We start from the raw sequence: 19,479 nt of genomic DNA, 5'->3' as shown, positions 1-19,479 counted from the left end.
GGGTGGACGAACCTCTGGTATGCCGGTCGTCACGCCAGTGGCGCGGCCGGTTGGCTACGTTCGGGAGGGATAACCGCTGAAAGCATCTAAGCGGGAAGCCTGCTCCGAGATCAGGATTCCGTGACCCCCCTGGGGGTCTGGAGACNCCATGGAGAACACGTGGTTGATAGGCCGGACGTGGAAGCCCCGCGAGGGGTGGAGCCGACCGGTACTAACAGTCGAACGGCAACACACACAATCACCCATACAGGGTGGCAAGAACAAACGAGAGCATCACCCGGACGACAGGGAGACACCCTGCACGTCACATGGATCAATCCTTCAGTCGCGTCCACTATCCGGTCCCCAACCCACCACACCAGCCCCCACGGGCGTGATGGCCCGTGGGATGACAATTGAAGATTTGCGGCGGCCATGGCCCAGGGGAGACGCCCGGACCCATTCCGAACCCGGAAGCTAAGACCTGGCACGGCGATGGTACTGCACCCGGAAGGGTGTGGGAGAGTAGCACGCCGCCGCACCAAAACCTTGAAAGGGAGGGGACACCACACGTGCCCCCTCCCTTTTCACATACCCCGGACACAACCGCAGGCGTCCACCCACACCCGCACATGGAACAAACGGGCCAAGCCGGGACAACCCCATCACACACCCCGACCATGAACCGGCAAGTGAGGCACCACACACACGACAGGCACGGCATACGGGAACCAAAGATTATCGCCTTGGGCGATCCATTCCTTCGCGTATGCGGCGGCATACACAACCCAGGCGGAAGGCACCGGGCAACGATACAATCGCCTGGCATCCGCCGGCCCGCGCATGCCCGCGCATACACAACGACGCGTTACCGGCACACCGGGCCAGCCGGGCGCCTGCTTCCGGCATACGGCGCATGTCCCGGCATACGCATTTGAAAAAACTCCCCGGCCCGCACGGCAAGCCCGGTTGCACCCCCCGCGGCCGGCAAGGACACGGGAAACACATCCGATGCCACGACACGCCCACGGCCACAACACCCGCGGGGATCATCAGCAAAAACCCCGGTTCCTATATGCCACAGGCACACACCAAACAAACCGGCCACACCTGACCATCCATCAGCGTAACCAGTTTGGGAGAAGTAGGTGGCAATGCCCTTGCGTTGGGTGCTTACAATATCGGCGTGCGGGCCCACCAATCAGCATGCGATGCCCACTGAATCAGCGTGTGGAGCAGACTACTGCTGTAGGAATCCCTCAGCCGGTGTGCGGTGAAATTTGATTTACTGTGGGAACGGCTGAATATCGGCTTTGAGCGGTATGATGGTATTCCATATGCAATCGCTTGCATTTGCAATGAACACTGACACGGGTGGGGATCAATGAACTTCTATGATGATAATCACGGTGATGATTCGCCTAATGGCTTCGTACCGAATATGAGCAACATGGGCGGGTTTCGTAGCCGTCACGGATCCCATCGCTCCACATCTGACAGGACATCTGTTTCCCCTCTGCCTTGGTCTAATGGTTCTGTTCTTGATAACATCTGCACGGTTATTGTGGTGATATGCCTGATACTCTGCGGACTCGTCAACGCCGGTGTCATCAAGCCTTCTTCAGCTCAATCCCACGATAGGACTATCACCTATGCGCAAGGCTCTCCATCGTCTCGGCCGTCCTCCAGCGGTTCTACGCAAAACCAACAGCGGCCGACTGACTCAGCGTCTTCAGATTCATCGGATTCGACCGGAATCATCGGCTACCGGTATGATTCATGCGACCAATACCGTCAATACATCAATGAAATCAAAGCCATGCATGACAAGTACCATGCCATGCCGGCAGCCCAGATCAATGAATATGTCAAAGCGCTTCCGGACGCCCAATCAGCGATTGATTCATGGCTCAAGGCCTTAGATCATATGCTGGAAGCAACGTCATACGGTGATGCGAGACGCTCCATGAACCGCAACGATGCCACGACATACTACACGGCAAAGCTCGCCGACTTGCATCAGCTTGAATACGATTTCAAGATCCACAAGTCGTACAACATCTCAATCCAGACACATACCACGGCGACCGGCTCCTATTTCGAGATCGTCCTTACCCAAGATGAAAGCCATCACGCGCCATCGCCGCAACAATTGGACAGTATCGAACAGCAGATCGCGTCCTTCCAAGGACAGACAGGGCAGGACGGCACCTACCTACAGTCGGGTGAACAAATGCTGTCAATCGCCGGCCTGCACGCCGACTACGATTTCCAGAGCATGGGCAACTACTGCCCTTCAACGGAAGCGGATCGGTACGCATTCGCGGCATTTTGCGAAGGGAAAGCCGATACCATCTTCGTCAACACCGGCCATGAGGCGTACCCGTACGTCGTTCGCTCGACGCAGTATCTTGACGAGCTTCGCCATGAAATCGCCCATTATCTGGTGTATTCCCGTTGCGAGACATCCGTTCCGCCGCTTCGTGTCGAGAACGAGGGCATGACGAATTCCTACGCGGTAATGTATCTGGGGGCGAACCGCGACACCTTGAACAGCACCGGTGCAAGCTTCCCGGAATATGCGATGAATGCGCAAACCGACCAGGCGGCGGCTTCAGCGCACGCCGGAACGTGCGTGGTCGACTAACGGCATCAGTGAGGAATCGTCTGCTGTTCACCACGCAGACTGGAAGCGGACTGCATCTTCTCTTGTCTCCTCCGTGATGCGTTGCCGTCTGCCACGCGATTCCCACGCGGTTCACCATTTCGTGCGTCCACAATCCAGTGCAGTTTTCAACCGTGCATATCTATGAGGTCATGCATTTTCAATCGTGCATATCGATTGTACATTCTGAATATCGTCCGGTTTCCATGTATTGTTTCTGCGCACTGTTCCCGCAATTGCGCCGGTCGCCGCGCAGCACTGTCGTATCCATGCCGCGGACGAGTACGATGAAAGCATGCGTCGTTGCGAGGGAGGCATGCCGATGGATGGCAATCAACCGAGAAAACAAGCTACGGGACGCGTGGAGGACACTCGGGACAAATACGGATTGAATCTGCGTGAATGGACGAAACGGCATGAAAAGAGCATCGCCACGCGCCTCGACCAAGGTGAAGATCCCCGTCGACTATTGGATTGGCATGAGCGCAAGCTCGCATGGCTACAGCATGAGCGGCTCATCCATCTGGGAGTCATGATGATTACCATCGCCGTGTTCTTGGTCGCGCTCGCCTTCATGGTGCTCATCCCCTCCACGATTCCTGTGTCCACCATCATCTACCTGGCAATGCTGGGACTGCTCATCGGGTATATCAGGTATTACTTCTTTCTGGAGAATACGGTCCAGCATTGGTATCGCATCGCAGATGACTTGCATGAGCAGGTCGAGACGTTCGACCGGTCCACAGCCGCGCCCACGCACGAGACGCATAACGAAGCGTGATCGCAGTGAGTGACAATCTGCCTGCGGGTGCAAGGCAGCCGACCGAATCCGGCGATTGCATCGACGAAAACGACGCTCGGCAAGCTGCCAATTGGGTTGCCGAAACGTTGGAACGGCTGTCCCGTTCGTCATTCCGGTCATCATTCACGTTGAGTCCGCACGACGCTGAATATGCGAGGCGCAAAGGGCGTGAACTCATTGACCGGCACGCGCATGAGATGCTCGCCCAACGGGTTGGCGCGGCCCAGCCTGCGAAAGACGGGAGACAAACGCCTTGGCGTGGTCATCCTGTGTTCACCGCCCAACACGCCACCGCATGCTGCTGCCGCGGATGCATCGAAAAATGGCACCATATTCCGCGGGGCAGAGAACTGAGTGCTCAGGAGATCAATCAACTGGCGGGATTGATTATGGCCTGGATTGACCGCGATCTTGCCGCGCACCCAGCGGTGACGGGGGAGCGTGACGGATGGGCGGCACCGCCCGAGAACCCCAAGGATGCCGGCGCAGAACAAGGTGGGGCAACACCGCAACCGCGTCGGCGTAGTGACGCTGCGGGACATCTGGAGAGAAGCAGACGGCATCCGGATAATCATCATGCTGACGGTGCATCGGGCTTTATCCAAGGTGAGCTGCTGTAATCGCTGCAATATGTTAATGGCTGTTAGCAGAGATGCAGGGGAAATACGGCGTAGACGCAACGAAAGGAACGCAATACGGTCATTTGACGGTCTGGTCGCGGCGGCGGGCACCGTGACAGCGCACGTCACAGCAACGCGACGAGAACCAATGCCGCCACATAGACGGCACAAGCCGCACAGAACACGCCATCGCGGGCGTGCATTCGCATCTCATGCCAATGAGTCCGATGGATGCCTTCCTCATAGGAACGCGCGTCCAAGGCAAGACTCAAATTGTCGGCATGCCTTAGCGACGCGGCGAACACCGGCATGATGATCGCGCACATCGCACGGCACCGCTGAGCCGGGGAACCGCTTTCGATACTGCCGCCGCGGGCCGCTTGCGCTTGGGCGACGGAGATGATTTCCACCCGCAGCGTCGGCAGGAACCGCAGCGCCAGACTCAGTACCAGCGCTATCTCCTGGACATGGATGCCGCAACGTTTGAGCGGGGACAAGAGGGATTCGAACGCGTCGGTCATCGCCGTGGGCGTTGTCGTCTCCACATACACCGCGCCGAGAATAATCACCAGAGCGAAGCGGCAGGCGTAGATGATTGCCGTGTGCACACCGTCATCGGTGATAGGCACGGGACCGATATGAGCAAGTGGTGTGCCTGTGCGGACGAAGAAGATGTTCAGCGCACCCGCGAACACAAACAGGAACAGGAACATGTGGATGCGCGCCAGCAATTGAAGTGGGCTGATTCGCGCGGCGGCAACGATACCGGCGGTCAGGATGGCGCCGACGGCCAGTTGGTATGGTGAACTGATGGCGAACGCCGAAAACATGAGCGCCAGGAACGCGACCACTTTCACCCTGGTGTCAAGCTTGCCGATTGCGGAACGTCCGGTGCCGGTTCGCTGGGCTTTGGAAGGTTGGATATCCGCGGTATTGGCAGATGGAATCGCGGGGATACCGTCTGATGATGCCGCCGCGGATGCCTCCGATTGTAGTGTGTCCGCCGGTTTCTGCTCGTCTGCCGATCGCGGGGGTACCTTTTGTCGGGCGTTTGTCGGAGACTCAAGCACCAGCACGCGGTCGGCAACAGCGCGTGCCTCGTCGATGCTGTGGGTGACCAGCAGCACCGTAACCCCGCGGCGGTGCAGATCAGCGAGCAAACCGCGGATTCGTGCGCTCGCCGTCTCATCGAGACTTGCCGTCGGCTCGTCCAGCAGCAGCACGTCCGGATGGCAGGCGATAACCCCCGCAATGGCCGCAAGTCGCTGTTGCCCGCCGGACAGACTGAACGGTGAACGGTCGCGGATATCGCCGATATGCAGCAATTCCAGCGCTTCATCGACACGTTGCGCGACTTCCTGCTCGGAAAGCCCCAGATTGCGCGGGCCGTACGCGACATCCTCGGCCACCGTCTGTGCAAACAACTGTCGTTCCGGATGTTGCATGACCAGTCCAAGCCGGTGTCTCAACTGGACTCGTTGGGCGCGGGACAACGGGCGCACCCCCGACCTGGGCTTGGCGAGCCAAGTCAGCAACCGGGACTTCAATCGTTCAGCCGGTTGCGTCGGTCGCCTTTCGTCTGCGTTCCCAGTACACCTGTAATCTGTGGCTACAGGGATGCCGTCGATGGTGATATTGCCGCTGTCGGGACGATCCAAGGCGGCCAGCAGCCTGATCAGCGTGGTTTTCCCAGCTCCGTTGGTGCCCATGAGCGCCACGGTTTCGCCGGAACGTACGGAGAAAGTCAACCGATCCACGCTGGGGGAGACTGCGCCTTGGGGGGTGAAGGACACATGGTCCACGCTGATCGCGGGTGCCGGGGGGTATGCGGCAGGGATTTCTTCGGCATCGGGCGAACCGGTGCCAGGGATCCCGGCGGCATCGGTACCGGCAGTCATGGGTGTCGCCGCGGCGAGGGACATGACCCCCTGCACAGGCGACGTGTCGGACGGCAACGGCGTACGTCCGTCGATTGAACCAGGGTGTAGCCACGTGACCGGCATGCCGCTTGTTTGCAGCAGATGACGGAAATCATCCTTGGCAGGATGTTCTGATGAATTGGGATAACCATCCAGGGATGGCGTTGCAACGGTGGAATCGTCGATGATCCGCCCTGCGCTCATGGTGATGACGCGTTGGCCGCGATGCGCTTCGTCCGCATGATGGGTCACATGCACGATGGTGGCCCCCCGCCGGTGAAGTGCGTCAAGGATGTCAAGCACGCCGATACGCGCATCCTGGTCGAGCATCGCGGTCGGCTCGTCGAGCACCACCATCGCAGGATTCATCGCGATGATCCCGGCGATGGCGATGCGCTGTTGCTGGCCGCCGCTCATCGTCGTCGGATCGTCTTCGATACGCTCCATCATGCCGACCGCTTTGAGTGCATGCGCGACCTGATCGCCGATGCGCGGGCGGCTCATCCCCAGATTCTCCGGTCCGAAGGCCACATCGTCGCCGGTGATGGTCGTGACGATCTGATCCTCAGGATTTTGGAACACCGCGCCGATATCATGCCGGGCGAGCCGGTACTGGTCGGCATGCGCGTCGGCGGCATCGAACACCGGATGCCCGTCCAACGTGATCATACCCGAATCCGGGGCGGAAAGCCCTGCAAGAAGCCGGGCAAGCGTTGATTTTCCCGAACCGTTGGCCCCCACGATGCACACGTATTCACCGGCATGGATATCGAGGTCCACCCCGTCGAGTGCCCAGTCGTGTGCACCGGAATACCGGTAGCGAACATGGCGCAAGCTCGCGGCAAGGCCCTGCCTGTCGTTCACGTTCGTGTCCGCCTGCGCCGAAGCCGGTGTCGGTGTCGCGACCGAATCCGGGGCAGGGGAGGAAAACCGGGAGATATTCATGATGATGTGCGGTATCCGTATCTTTCGTGGGAACAGGGGTGGTGCGTCAATGGAGTTTATCGATGATGCGGGAATCGAAGGTTCCAGGAACGAGATGCAGGTCTGGCCGCCCAACGCTCGTGGCCACCGGACGGCCAGACCTGCGTGTTGGTCAGCGTGCCGACTTGTTGAGCAGTTCAGACACTGGCTTGTAAATCAGGAAGGTGACTACGCAGTTGATCGCGTACTTCGCAAGATTGAACGGCAGCAGCGCCGGTACAATCAATGCGGCGACCTGGGCGACGGTCATATGCGCGTACATCGGGGTGATGACCAGATTGCCGAGAATCGCAAGCACGAGTGCGACAATTGCGCCGACGACCAGACCGAGCACCGCACCGGAACGGGTGTGCATACGCCGGTAGATCACTGCTGCCGGCACAGACAACCCGATTGCGACCAGCCAGGCCATGAGCGTACCCCACGGGCTGATGAACAGATGCGGGACGAACCCGAGGATGCTGACGATCAGCGCGGCCGCAGGACCGTAAGCGAAGCCCGCGACCAGCGCGACGATGCCCGACGGATCGTATTTGAGCCACGGAACACCCGGAATCAGCGGGAATTCAACGAAACTCAACGCCATGGACAACGCCACGAAGCATGCGTACATGGCGATGCGGCGGGTTGACCAGCGGCCGGAATCGCCGACGCCGGTCGAATGGGCGTCTTTCGGTGACACGGCTGCGTCGGCTGCATCGGCCACGGGTGTGGCTGCTGGCGTGGTTGCGGGTGTGGCCTGGGAATCAGCTGCGGTATCAGTAGGCTGGACGCTTCCTGACAGATCATCATCCTTGACAATGGCACGTACATGAATATGGGTATGCGAAAAGATGCTCATCTGAGCTCCGTTTCTTCCATCCGGACTGTACCGTTGGCTCCGGATTCCCACCGGATCAGCCGCTTGCGCGGGTCGCGGGCTTCGACATGGAACGCCGCCGCTCAATGCGGACGGCTTGTCGTTACCGCCAGTAAGGAATTTCACCTTCCCTGAAACTTACAGAAATCATCAATACCGTATGACGGCAGCAAACGCAAGTCGAAGCTCGATATTCGGCGTTCGGCGAGGGTAAGTGCAAGAATAGTGACTATGACACAATCACAGCACGCCAAGAAAGCCGCCATCGACAAGCTGGCCATTGTCATCGTCACCTACAAGCGGCAGAAGCTGCTCGCGACACTGTTCGATTCGCTCAAGGCGCTGACCGTCGCGCCGTGGCGTATTGTCGTCGTGGACAACGAACATAGCGAGACCACCAAGTCGATGGTCGAAGATTTCAGTGCCGCGGTCACCGCCCAATGGGGGCAGACCATCGCTGACACGGAAGGCAACATGAACCGTGTGGTGTACTTCCCACAAGAAGGCAACATCGGCGGTTCCGGCGGTTTCAGCAACGGCGTGCGCAAAGCGTATGAGCTCGGCGCCGAATGGTTCTGGGTCATGGACGACGACGTGGCGGTGCTGCCGGATGCCATTGAAAAGCTCGCTCCATGGACCCTCCATCACGACGTGATCCAGGGCAGCCGCAACGATTATGACGGCGGTCCGTTCTACTGGCAGTATCACTTCATCGTCCCGCTGGGCATCCCCGATCCGATTGCCCCGGCGGCGTTCGGGCCGCGTGGCTACCGGCTCATGAACACCATGTGCTTCGAGGGCGGGTTGTTCCGCCGCAACATCGTCGAGAAAATCGGCTTCCCAGACGGGCGGTTCTTCATCTACTGGGATGACACGATGTACGGCTATCTTGCCAGCAAAGTCACCAATCCGATCGAAGTCAAGGACGTCATCATCCGCCGTACGCGCGATATCGACAACTGGAATATCGCCGGGCTGCGGCAGTTGAACTCCACATCCGATATGAACCGGTATCACATCATGCGCAACCGTGGGTATATGGCGAGGTATTTCATGGTGTATGGGGATTATCGCCCTGCGTTGTTCGCGCTCGGTACGGCTGCCACCGCAATCAAGGAGGTCATCCGATTGGTTGCCGTGGATAAGGGGCACCTGCGCAGTGGGCTGTCCGCTATCGCGCGCGGCTGGTGGGATTCGCACAAGTTGCTGCATGATCCCGATTGGCGGCCGATGCCCGCGCTGAAGTGACGGTTGGAGTCACGTTTGCAATTCGATTGGCCGCGTGTCGCCCGAAGACTTGGGAACAATGATGAAAGCGTTTGCAGGTTTTCGGCGTGGCGCGGCCTCATTCGGTCAGGGGGCGCGGTACAATCGCCGTACCGGTTCATACACCCCATCACCTCATAGGAAGGTCAAAGATGATTGAGACAGCACAGGCTTTCGGCGTTGACATCGGCGGCTCCGGCATCAAGGCGGCTCCCGTCAATTTGGAGAAGGGTGAGTTCGCTGAACCGCGTCTGAAGATTCTGACCCCGGAGAAATCCACTCCGCAGGCCGTTGCAGACATTGTGCGTCAGCAGCTCGAACATTTTGAAGTTCCTGAGGACGCGCCGGTCGGTATCGCGTTCCCGGCGCCGATCAAGCCTGGCAAGCCGCTTGATTTCATGGCGAACCTCGACCAGTCTTGGATTGGCGTGGACGTCACCGAGGAGTTCTCCAAGGCGTGCGGCCGTCCGGTGGTTGTCGTCAATGATGCTGACGCGGCGGGTATCGCCGAGCAGCAGTTCGGTGCGGCAAAGGGTCAGGATGGTCTGGTTATCGCGACCACGCTCGGCACCGGCATCGGCACCGCTCTGATTTACGACGGCGTGCTCATCCCGAATACCGAGCTGGGCCATATCGAACTGCAGAACGGCAAGGGCGACGCGGAGAAGTACGCGGCGTCGTCCGTGCGCGACAAGCTTGATATGAGCTACAAGAAGTGGGCGAAGCGCCTGACCAAGTACTACGGCCTCATGGAGAAGTACTTCAACCCCGATCTGTTCGTGGTCGGCGGTGGCGTCAGCCGTGTGAGCGAGAAGTTCCTGCCGTACATCGATATCAAGACCCCGATGGTTCCGGCGAAGCTGCGCAATGAGGCAGGTATCATCGGTGCCGCCTACTACGCCAGCGTCAAGGCCGCTAAGGCTGCTGAAGCCGCTGAAGCCGCCAAGTAACGGATTCTGCGGCGAATCCTGGTCCGGATGCGGATGAACGCATGCGGTTGGGATGTCGGAGGATGCTGAAGCATCGGTTGTGGCCCGTCCCGAGATGATTGGGGCGGGCCACAACGCGTATTTGGAGGCGGTTTAGGCGGTTGTCGGTTTGGGTTGGTGGTTGGTTTCGCCGGTTTGGTTTGGCTGGTGGTTGGTCGGTGGCGTTACGGTCGGTTGGTTCGTGGTGTGGTTGGCTGGTCGGTGGCAGCGATATGGTCGGTTGCGGTCGGTTGGTTGGCGGAGTTGATGGAGTTTGATGAAGTTTGGTCGTTGCGACGTATTGACACCATGGTGGTGAATGAGAGTTCCGTATGGTTGCGTATGCGGTGACATACGCAACCAGATGGAAGGCGCAGGGGAACGATACAATCGCTTGGCGTCTGCAGGCTTGTGCATGCCCGGGCATACGCGGAGCCGCGGAATCGGCATATCAGGGCTCCCGGGCGCTTGCTTCTGTCGCACGGCGCATGTCCTGGCATACTCGCGGTCGGCAATCCCGGCCACATGACAAACCCGATTGCGTCCCCTGATGCCGACGACATTACGGAGTTCTCTGATGCCCTAGCGTCTTGTAGCCGCAACGTCCGTTGGGATGATAATCAATGCCTTTGGTTCTCTTTGCCGTGGTTGTGTGAGGATTGGCTCACATAGTGGAGGTGCGGCTGACCTGGGAGTGGTGATTTTGTTGGGTGGAGGGTGGTTGTGTGAGGATTGGCTCGCATAGTGACCGGTTGGTTGGTCGGGGAGGGGTGATGTGGCGGGGTTTGCCGTGGTTGTGTGAGGATTGGCTCACACGATGACTTGTCTGGATGGCTTGGAGTGGTTGGTGGGTGGTGCGGAGCGGTGTTGTGCGAGGATTGGCTCGCATGGTGACGACGTGAGTGGTTTGGGAATGCTGGATTGGTTGGGTGGAGGGTTGTTGTGTGAGGATTGGCTCACAGGGTGGAGGTGCGGGCGGCTTTGGAAACGACGGTTTGGCTTGGGGCATCTCTGCCGGGGCGGGAGTCTGGCGGCGCTGACTTCCACGGGACAGTCCTCGCCCGCTGCCGGCCATGGCCGTGATGAGGGTATGCGCTAGGATGGTGGCGTGCGATTTTCATCACGAGTAGACATCAGCGCCCCGAATGCCATTGCCCGGGCGGAGCAAGCCGCCAAAGAGGACGGCATCACGCTTGACAAACTCAACGATTCGAATCCGACCAAGTTCGCGCTCGCGCCGCAATCCTTGCCGACCGTCTACGCTGCGCAACCCCGCGGCCAATTCGAAGCCAGGCGGAAACTGGCCGGTTTCCTTGCAGACAGACGCCGCCGCGAGTCCACGTTGCCTGACGCGCAGCCGGTCGATGCGAATCGTCTGTATCTGCTCAGCTCAACCTCACAAGCGTATTCGTGGCTGATGAAACTGCTGTGCGACGCCGGCGACATCGTACTCGCCCCCAAGCCCGGATATCCGCTCATCGAATCGATTGCGGCGCTGGAATGCGTCCAAGTCATCACGTATCAACAGCGTTTCGACGGGTCATGGATTATCGATACCGCGCAACTGGAATCCATGCTGAATGGCCCGCAAGGTGCGAAAATCCGCGCGTTGGTGCTGATTAATCCGAACAATCCGACCGGTTCGTACGTCAAACCAGAAGAGCGTGAGACGATCGTGAGGCTATGTGCCGAGCATGAGGTCGCCATTATCGCCGACGAGGTGTTCTATGATTTCCCGGTCGACCCGTTCCCGGGCAACGCACGCTTGGCGGGGGAGCCACGCGTGCTGACTTTCGCGTTGGACGGGTTGTCGAAAACACTTGCAGCTCCGCATGCGAAAGTCGGGTGGATCGAGGTGTCCGGCCCCGAGCTTGATGTCGATGAGGCATTGAAACGACTTGACGTGATCGCCGACGACTATCTGCCGATGAGCGATATCATCGCAGACCGTCTTCCCTCGTTCCTTGCCGAGGCGGCGCAACAGACCGCACGGGTTAGCGATCGTGTCCAGACGAACGCCGGAACCTTGCGTCGTATGCTCGCCGATGACCCCAACGGTCTGGTATCGATGCTGCGTATGGAAGGTGGCTGGAATGCTTTGGTGCGAATCCCCTCGGTGCTTGACGAAAACGAAGTCGTGCTGCGGATGATCCGCGACCATCGGCTGACCGGGCAGCCTGGCTACTTCTTCGACATGACTTCCAACGGGTATCTCGCGGTTTCGCTCCTACCCCAGCCGGATCGTTTCGAGCACAACATCGCCGCGATGCTGGATACCGTAGCGGCGATGCTCAAGGAATAGACGAATCCGGCGAGCATTCAGCGAAAAGTTAGCGATTGTTAGGCTATCGTCCGCGAACGGAAATCCCAAGAACTTGGGTGGCAAGAACCCAAGTTCACTGATATCAGGCGAACAGTGGATTAAACTGCGCGAACATCGCAAGCGGCGCAGACGGCATCGCGCGTGCGAATCATAGACTTACGCGAGCAGGCTTAGTCTTACACGCGATCGCGCATGCGGCGAATCAAATCAGTATAGGCGGTGACCGCGTCTTGGGGGCTCCCGTCGAACACAATACGTCCGCCGTCCAAGAGCAATGCCCGGTCAATCGCATATTCCGGTCTGGTGATCATATCCGTGTCGTGCGTGGCGAATACCACTTGACGGTCAAGCGCAAACAGGGCGCGCGCCACGTGGGCGGTTCCGATTTCGTCAAGTCCCTTCGTCGGCTCGTCGGCGACCAGAACCGTAGGATTAAGGCATAACGCGGCTGCGATGGCCAGCAGATGACGGTGCTCACTGTCGAGTGCGTCCGCCGGCCTGTCCCGCCACACCGACAAATCAAGCTGCGCCAACAGCGAACCGATACGCGCCTGACGCTCCGCATCCGCGATGTGTCGCGCCTGCATATGCGCGTCAAGCGCCTTCGCGATGTTTTCGCTGCGGTAGAAGCTGTTCGGAATCTCCTCGCGTCGTACGCAGCCGACCAGCTGTTCGACACGTTTGCGGTCTTTGCGGGGGCCGGGGTGCAGCGTGTGCTCGCCCGCGCGGATCGTGACCGAACCTGAAGTGGGGGCGAGCGAGCCGTCGAGCAATTTCAGTAGTGTCGTCTTGCCTGAGCCGTTCAGACCGATTACCGCGGTGCGTCGCGTGTCGAGGGTCAGGGTCGTGTCGTGCAAGCCCGTGTTGCCATCCTCATACGTGTACGAGGCCTGTGCCAACGTGAACGTCACATGGTCGGGGCGGGGCGTGTTATCCCTGCGCGAGAACAATCCTGAGAAGATACCCATACCAGTCATCCTAGCAGCGAGAACCAGGCTTGAATCCGCGCGAAAATGTCCGGGGCCGAGCGTTGCAGCGAATCATCGCGGCCGGTGACGAAACACGAGGCGAGAAGGAACAGGATGCTCGCCAGCAGGAGCAGCATGATCAGGGTGCGCCTGGTATCAAGCGCAAACCGTTGCCAGCGTCCCGTCATGCGACCGTCTAGCACATGTGTGCCGGTGTCTCCTGTGCCGCCTGTGACCCCTTGTTCGGGCAGTTCGCCGAGCACCCACAGTAGTCCCGGCAGGCTTGCCAGTGTGATGAGCCACCCGAAATCGCAGATATACCGCCAGCCCAACCCGGCTTTGAACGCATCGACCAGCATGATGGCGATGCCGAGCATCAACATGCAGGAGAACAGCGCGCCAAATCGCTCACGACGATGCCGACGCAACAGCGGAATGAGGAAGGCCAGCAACGCCATCGGACACATGGCGAACAATCCGGCGACCATCGGCTCGGCGAAGCCCCAATGTGGCAATGGCGTGGGGTTGATTGCCACGAATGGGAACGTCGATTGCAGTCGGGGCGGCAGCAGCAGATAATAGCCGATGATCCATGGGATATTCGCCACCGGTTCGCTGTATGAGGTCATGTCGTTGACGGTGATCTGATACGAATTGCCGAAATTGAACAGCGAGCCGAAACGTAGCGCGTTGTAGACGCACACCGGAATCACCACCGCGATTGCGGGCAGGATCACCGCCGCGGGGCCGGCCAATAGTTGGCGCGTCGCCTTGCGCGTCCTCACCAATCTCGCCATCTGCCTGATTTGCCGCCAGAACATGGGGAAGATCAGCAATGCGCTCAACGCGAAGGTCGGGCGGCATCCCGCGTTCGCCGCGATGCAGGCGGCGCCGCAAGCCAACCGCGGCAACGACAATCCGGGCGCGTCACCCACATGCCACAGCCGGCGGGAGCCTTCCGGACGTTCAGCTCCCGCCCACAGCCACAATCCAAGCGTCGTGAACATCAGCGAGGCGGCGATCGGCACGGAATAGAAGTTCGTGCGAAGCCACAGATACCCTACGTTAGAACCCAACAGCAGTGTCACCAAGGCCATGCTCATGGCGGCCACCGAGCAATTGGGGGCAACATGCCGCAGCATTCTGATTGTCAGCAGCGAACCGAACAGGACGAATCCGAACAGGAACACCAGCACCGCGCTTGCCGACGGCAGCATGGCCGGCATGCCGTCTATCACGTGTGACAGCGCCTGATAGGGTACGAACAGAATAATCGCCGGAATCACACCAAAATACGAGTACCAGTGCCCGTGATAGAACGCGTAATCCCAATAGATGGGGGATCCCCCCGCGTCCAGCAGACGTTCTCTCAGGGCAGGATCGTACGGATTGGCACTCTGCGCAAACGTTGATGACACCGGCAGATCAAGCCAGACCTTGCCTTGCAGAAGCGCATCGGCGATATGACCATACTGGTCGAAATCGTACGTGTATCCGTTCGGGGCTTGGAATACCAATGGTTTCCAGATGGTGGCGATAATCGCCGCGCCGGTGAGCGAAATCACCCCGACAACTGCCATCACCGCGAAAAAGGCCAAGCGCTGGGCGGCGCTCGCCGGGTTGACGCGAATGCGCCACAGCGCCGAACGAGGTCGCCAACAGGCGATGAGGACGGCGATGGCGGCCATCACGGCGACGCGCAGCCAATCGACTTGGAATGCGACGCGAACATTGGGACGGACCGCGAAAATCGGAACCTGGGTGCCGGCGGGAGCCTGAATCCACAGTTTCACCATATGCTTCGCGTCCGTGCGCAGATACAATGAGCGCGGCTGGGATATGTCGACCAGCGTGGACGAGCCGGCGCGGCCGTCCGAATCAAGACGGACACGAACAACGGATACGATGCGTGAGCGCGTCGTCCCTGCTGCCCCGGTGACTTGCGCCAGATCGAGGCGAACATAGTGTGAACTGCCGTCCACAGGTACGGACAGAAACGCCTTCGTCTGATCGGTCACTTCCAGCGTGCCGGAGGCTTCACGCACCAGTCCTGAGCCTATGGTGTTGAGCGTGGCGGGTGAATCGGTGCTCGCCGCCACGCCTGTCCAATACGGCAGGTTGAACACCACGCATTCGAGCACGGCGATGATGAGTACAGATACGAGGGCGAACCGCGCCGCCGGATGGGACCGGCCGCGGCGGACAAGAGGTTCGTGGACAGACAGCACGGTTTTATTCTAAGAGCAAGACCACCCCGCCATGTCTGCGCGCATTGGGACAATCGCCGTATGACACGATTCAGGAAGTATACGGACGCACACGGCAGCCAGCCGAAACCATCGATGTTCGCCAAGCTGAAAGAATCGATTCGCCATTCGGTATTCGGCCAGTCGGATGGCAACGGGCACGGCTCATCCGCGCCGGCGAATCCCTTCGGGCGGGCGCTGTCGAATCCAGACAATGTGGTGGACGAGCTGAGCCGTCACGCCATCAAACTCACGCCAATCGTCAAGCGCCGGGTCTACGAGGGCCTGTCGGGCGTGCCTGAGGGTTTGCGCCTTGGATGGGCGCAGTTGCCGCAGACACGCGGGCGGGCGTTCTCTCTGGGCATGTTCATCGGGGACGATCGTTTCGCCCAAATTGCGCTCGCCGACGATCGCGGCCGTGTATTCGCCGGAACAGACCCGACGATGGATATTCAAGGCGCTGAAATCCGATTCATGTTCAGCAAGGACGGCGAATCGCGGTTGCCGGACCATACACGGCTGGGAACAGGGGCTCGCGCGCAGGCGTCCATGGGCGTACGTGCCGGCGATTTCCTGCGCGGTGTAATCGGAGGCGAGCGCAACGACGAATCCGAGGTCGATGTGTTGCAAGGCAGCATCGTCGGGCGTGGACAGGACGGGCGGATGATGTGGCTCGCTTCGTGGATCAAACGTAACAACCGCTATACGCTGGAACAATTGCGCGCGGAGCTCGACCCCCAGATGCGTTGCGACCTCGAATACCGCGACGCCATCGCTATTGCCTTCTTCACCGCCTATTTGCTGCTCCAGATGAGTGGCTTACTTATCGGCTTCGGATCGGGCAATATCTTCCGCAGACTCAACCGTGAGGCCCCGATGGGGGCAATCCGGCGTAGCGTCCGCGACACGTTGGAAGCGCGGGCGCATGGCTTGCGCTCTTCTGGCCTTGAAGACTACTTCTCCGACCTCATGCGGGAGGCCGGAGCGCTTCAACCGGTCGCCGGTCTGGAGGCAGTTCATGGCGCCGAGCCGCTGCACTTGTACACTTCGAGTTTCTCGGGGAGCTATTTCTTCAGCTGGGATTCCTCGCTTGAATTCTCGCCGGCGCTTGCATCCTTGGTGATTGAAGGTGGGCTCAACCGTTTCGCCGCCGTCAGCGCGGTGTTGGAACGCAACGCGAGAGTCGGACAGCAGCCGATTGAAGACAATGTCACCCGTGCGCAGGCGGCGCAGCTTGATATGGCGTTGCTCAACGATCCCGCGCTTATCGCTCTGCGCAGCGACGACCGCACGCCGTTGGACCCGTTGCATGACGACGGTGTCGCCCCGCTGCATACCATGATGCGTATCGCGCGGGATGCCGCCGAGCAGACGGCCCATGATTTTCCCGACCCGACAGGGCGTGCGATGACGGGCACCAAGGATGCCGCGGGGTCCGAATGGGTGTACCGCCAGACGTTGTCCCTGCTGCTGCGCAGCATGCGTCTGCCCTTCCGGTTCGACGTTGATTTCCGCACGAACCTGCATGACGGCAACGTGGCAATTGCCTTCACCACGGCGGGCGCCGCGATGATGCCGAAAAGCCGGTACAGCGAACGCCGGCATGACTGGGTGAAACTCGAGGAGCATGAGCGCGCCGCGATGAGTGCGGCATACAACCTGCGCGTCGGCCTGATGATGGCCGGTATGGCGTTCGCCGTGGACACACGGGTGCGGCAGGTGTCCGTGACCATCGATTCCATCGGGCTTGAGGAAGCGGTTGCCGAACAGGACAGCGCCATCGCCAAACTCATGGGCGAGGCGCTTAAAGCGTTCGAACGCATGCGCACCCAGGAGCCCGGAGCGGTGATGGGCGGCAAATCCGCGCCGAAGGACGGCGATGTGCACGGCGATCCGTCGCTGGCGTCCCCCAAGCCGGGAGACGGGTCGCATGATACCGCCGATTCACAAGCGGGGGAGGGGCGTATTCCTGCCGACGGGCTGAGCACGCAATCCTCGTTCGAACATGGCGAAGGTCATGGCGAGGGTCAAGACGAAGGTCATGGTGCGCCGGATTATGCTTTGAAATCCGCGGAAGAGCAGGAATTCGAGGATTTGATGCAGGGCGCCGACATCGACGAAGCGGTATTCAGCGTTCCGCAAGGCAATAACGAGCGAGATGGGTCCGGAGCTGAATCTTTCACCATTGCCGATTCCGGTTCGACATCGAGCACATTGGACGCTGTGAACGGGGCTGCCGGGCAGGACAGGTCGGACGGATCCGACGACCGAAACAGTTCGCTTGGGCAGAATGAACCGGACGAATCGAACGGAATCGCGGGCAACGCCGGAATCGCGGGCAACGCCGGGAACGCTCACACGGGCAAACGCGGCGACGACCCGCTGGAAGCCCTGCGCAGCAACCCGACCGTACGGCATATGGTCGCGGTCACGTTTAGCCGGGACGCGTTCCTAGGCTATGTGCACAATCATGGGCTCAACGACCCGCTCACCACGTACCGCATGTTTGATGCGGTCATGTCGGTCGATCCCGATGGCGCGCTTGAACCGGTGGACACCGACCTTGATTTGCGCGACGCCAAGTTCAGTCCGCTCGCCTCGCAGCAGGAGCCGGAGTTCTCGGAAGCCCATTTCGGCCCCCAGACCAGCCGGGTTCTGGGATGCACGGATGCGACCGGATTGTCCATTCAGCGAGTCGATCTGCTGCAGCGTGCCGTTACCGATTTCCATCATCTCGCCTCGGATGACAGCATGCCGTCGGTCGCCAAAGCGCAACACGCCATGCGCATCGTCGAGCATATCGGCGATCCGGAACTCTCCCAGCTCGCCCCACAGGTCGGGGCCGCGCTGATTGACGGCAAGGACACCCCCGACTTCGATTTCACTCTCGCCAAACGCTTGGATGCCGAACGTGTCAAAGCGCGCGACCTGCTGTTCTCAGGGCAGCCTGACCAGGCGATCGAGGTCCAGGAAGCGGCGGTCAGCCGGGTTGACGCATTGTTCGCGCAGTCGAAAGGCGTGCCCCGATACTTCAACTCCTACGCGGAACGGGTGGTGTACAACCGCCTGTTCGCCACGGCGGGGGAGCGCACGGTCTTGATTCCCGACAGCCTGTTCTACGCGCATATGGAGCTTGCTGACATCCTCTCCCAAGTCAAGGGGGCCAAGGCATCGCTGAAGCATCTCAACGCGATGGTCTCGTACGCGCCCGCCTACCCGCTGTCGCATATGCGTTTGGCGGTGCAGCTGGCCAGGGACGAGGATTGGGATTCCGCACGCGCCGCCTGTCTCAACGCGCTGCGGGTTGCCCTCGACCGGGCTGATGCGGCGTTCGCATACTATCGGTTCGCATACTCCGAATGGATGCGCGACCGGTTCGACACCGCTGCCGCCGCCTACCTTATGGCCGCCCATATCGCCCCTGGACAGTTCTCCACACTTCCTGCGGAGTTGGATGAGCTCATGGAACGGGCACGTTCGCAATGCATCCCCGTGCCGCACGATGTCGTGGATGCGGCGACGGTGCTGACTGAACATGATCTGCCGGTGTGGCCGCACACCGAAGTCGAACCGATTGTGCGTCAGGCCGCGCGGGTGTGCGTCGACAACGGCATGTTCGTGCCCGCCCGCACGCTGTCCATCGCGGATGCGCGGTTGAACGACGGGCAAAGCGACGGTATCGATATGGCGCAGGCGCAGTTCCTCCGGTCCCTGGACGCATGAACCGGTGATGTCGCGGCGATGCCGGCGCTGATCGGCGGGGTGCGTGACGCGCGGCGGAATCGGTTGTGTGACGCGGCCGTGTGAAGTCCGGCATAAGGCGACACACGGCGGCACGCGGTGACGCGCGACGAAAAACGCTAGTGGCGACGCGCGGCGG

At 60.2% G+C, this 19,479-nt stretch carries 10 protein-coding genes, 2 rRNA genes, 1 pseudogene and 1 riboswitch; of the genes and pseudogenes, 9 read left to right on the top strand and 4 right to left on the bottom strand.

The annotated features are described in order from the left end of the window. The 5 genes and pseudogenes from CQR48_RS08910 to CQR48_RS09420 form a co-directional block, all read left to right on the top strand. Positions 1-235 (top strand): 23S ribosomal RNA (locus tag CQR48_RS08910); the annotation flags it as partial. Between the two features lie 169 nt (positions 236-404). After that, positions 405-521: ribosomal RNA gene (gene rrf / locus CQR48_RS08905) — 5S ribosomal RNA — on the top strand. 1,277 nt (positions 522-1,798) lie between these two features. Further along, positions 1,799-2,626 (top strand): hypothetical protein, encoded by an 828-nt coding sequence (locus CQR48_RS08900; RefSeq protein ID WP_015451310.1) that lies wholly within the window; start codon positions 1,799-1,801, stop codon positions 2,624-2,626. A gap of 340 nt (positions 2,627-2,966) precedes the next feature. Beyond that, the gene (locus CQR48_RS08895) at positions 2,967-3,425 is read left to right on the top strand and encodes a YihY/virulence factor BrkB family protein (protein WP_101452688.1); all 459 of its coding nucleotides are present in this window, start codon (positions 2,967-2,969) and stop codon (positions 3,423-3,425) included. Positions 3,426-3,484: 59 nt separating this feature from the next. Next, positions 3,485-3,874 (top strand): annotated as a pseudogene (locus CQR48_RS09420) (DUF4186 family protein); the annotation flags it as partial. A gap of 317 nt (positions 3,875-4,191) precedes the next feature. Here the strand turns inward: CQR48_RS09420 and CQR48_RS08885 are convergent. Both CQR48_RS08885 and CQR48_RS08880 read right to left on the bottom strand, forming a co-directional pair. After that, the gene (locus tag CQR48_RS08885; RefSeq protein ID WP_101452687.1) at positions 4,192-6,930 is read right to left on the bottom strand and encodes an energy-coupling factor transporter ATPase; all 2,739 of its coding nucleotides are present in this window, start codon (positions 6,928-6,930) and stop codon (positions 4,192-4,194) included. A gap of 151 nt (positions 6,931-7,081) precedes the next feature. Continuing rightward, positions 7,082-7,810, bottom strand: coding sequence for an ECF transporter S component (locus CQR48_RS08880; protein WP_101452686.1), 729 nt, complete (start codon positions 7,808-7,810; stop codon positions 7,082-7,084). A gap of 4 nt (positions 7,811-7,814) precedes the next feature. Continuing rightward, positions 7,815-7,971: riboswitch (FMN riboswitch) on the bottom strand. A gap of 88 nt (positions 7,972-8,059) precedes the next feature. On the opposite strand from CQR48_RS08880, the gene CQR48_RS08875 reads away from it, so the two are divergent. From CQR48_RS08875 to CQR48_RS08865, 3 genes are all read left to right on the top strand, one after another. Next, positions 8,060-9,076: a glycosyltransferase family 2 protein gene (locus CQR48_RS08875; RefSeq protein ID WP_101452685.1), complete on the top strand. Its 1,017-nt coding sequence runs from the start codon at positions 8,060-8,062 to the stop codon at positions 9,074-9,076. Between the two features lie 170 nt (positions 9,077-9,246). Next, positions 9,247-10,044, top strand: a complete 798-nt coding sequence (gene ppgK / locus CQR48_RS08870; protein WP_015451304.1) for a polyphosphate--glucose phosphotransferase — start codon at positions 9,247-9,249, stop codon at positions 10,042-10,044. Between the two features lie 1,126 nt (positions 10,045-11,170). Further along, positions 11,171-12,364 carry a pyridoxal phosphate-dependent aminotransferase gene (locus CQR48_RS08865; RefSeq protein ID WP_101452684.1) on the top strand — a complete coding sequence of 398 codons (1,194 nt, stop codon included), beginning with the start codon at positions 11,171-11,173 and terminating at the stop codon, positions 12,362-12,364. 197 nt (positions 12,365-12,561) lie between these two features. Here the strand turns inward: CQR48_RS08865 and CQR48_RS08860 are convergent, their stop codons facing one another. Further along, positions 12,562-13,353 carry an ATP-binding cassette domain-containing protein gene (locus tag CQR48_RS08860; protein WP_101452683.1) on the bottom strand — a complete coding sequence of 264 codons (792 nt, stop codon included), beginning with the start codon at positions 13,351-13,353 and terminating at the stop codon, positions 12,562-12,564. Positions 13,354-13,358: 5 nt separating this feature from the next. Continuing rightward, positions 13,359-15,581 (bottom strand): glycosyltransferase, encoded by a 2,223-nt coding sequence (locus CQR48_RS08855; RefSeq protein ID WP_101452682.1) that lies wholly within the window; start codon positions 15,579-15,581, stop codon positions 13,359-13,361. A gap of 60 nt (positions 15,582-15,641) precedes the next feature. Between CQR48_RS08855 and CQR48_RS08850 the strand changes: the two genes are divergently transcribed. Further along, on the top strand, positions 15,642-19,322 hold the full coding sequence (locus CQR48_RS08850; RefSeq protein ID WP_101452681.1) for a tetratricopeptide repeat protein: 3,681 nt from the start codon (positions 15,642-15,644) through the stop codon (positions 19,320-19,322). Positions 19,323-19,479 lie beyond the last annotated feature (157 nt).

The sequence above is a fragment of the Bifidobacterium thermophilum genome, assembly GCF_002846655.1.
In the GTDB taxonomy this organism is placed as follows: Bacteria; Actinomycetota; Actinomycetes; order Actinomycetales; family Bifidobacteriaceae; genus Bifidobacterium; species Bifidobacterium thermophilum.
The sequence above is the reverse complement of the archived record's forward strand: the minus strand, read 5'-3'. Positions and strand labels throughout refer to the sequence as shown.

Excerpts from the sequence above, each read along its gene's own strand:
- CQR48_RS08850 (WP_101452681.1), top strand. The coding sequence starts at position 15,642 with ATGACACGATTCAGGAAGTATACGGACGCACACGGCAGCCAGCCGAAA.
- CQR48_RS08885 (WP_101452687.1), bottom strand. The coding sequence starts at position 6,930 with ATGAATATCTCCCGGTTTTCCTCCCCTGCCCCGGATTCGGTCGCGACA.
- CQR48_RS08880 (WP_101452686.1), bottom strand. The coding sequence starts at position 7,810 with ATGAGCATCTTTTCGCATACCCATATTCATGTACGTGCCATTGTCAAG.
- ppgK (WP_015451304.1), top strand. The coding sequence starts at position 9,247 with ATGATTGAGACAGCACAGGCTTTCGGCGTTGACATCGGCGGCTCCGGC.
- CQR48_RS08900 (WP_015451310.1), top strand. The coding sequence starts at position 1,799 with ATGCATGACAAGTACCATGCCATGCCGGCAGCCCAGATCAATGAATAT.
- CQR48_RS08895 (WP_101452688.1), top strand. The coding sequence starts at position 2,967 with ATGGATGGCAATCAACCGAGAAAACAAGCTACGGGACGCGTGGAGGAC.
- CQR48_RS08860 (WP_101452683.1), bottom strand. The coding sequence starts at position 13,353 with ATGGGTATCTTCTCAGGATTGTTCTCGCGCAGGGATAACACGCCCCGC.
- CQR48_RS08875 (WP_101452685.1), top strand. The coding sequence starts at position 8,060 with ATGACACAATCACAGCACGCCAAGAAAGCCGCCATCGACAAGCTGGCC.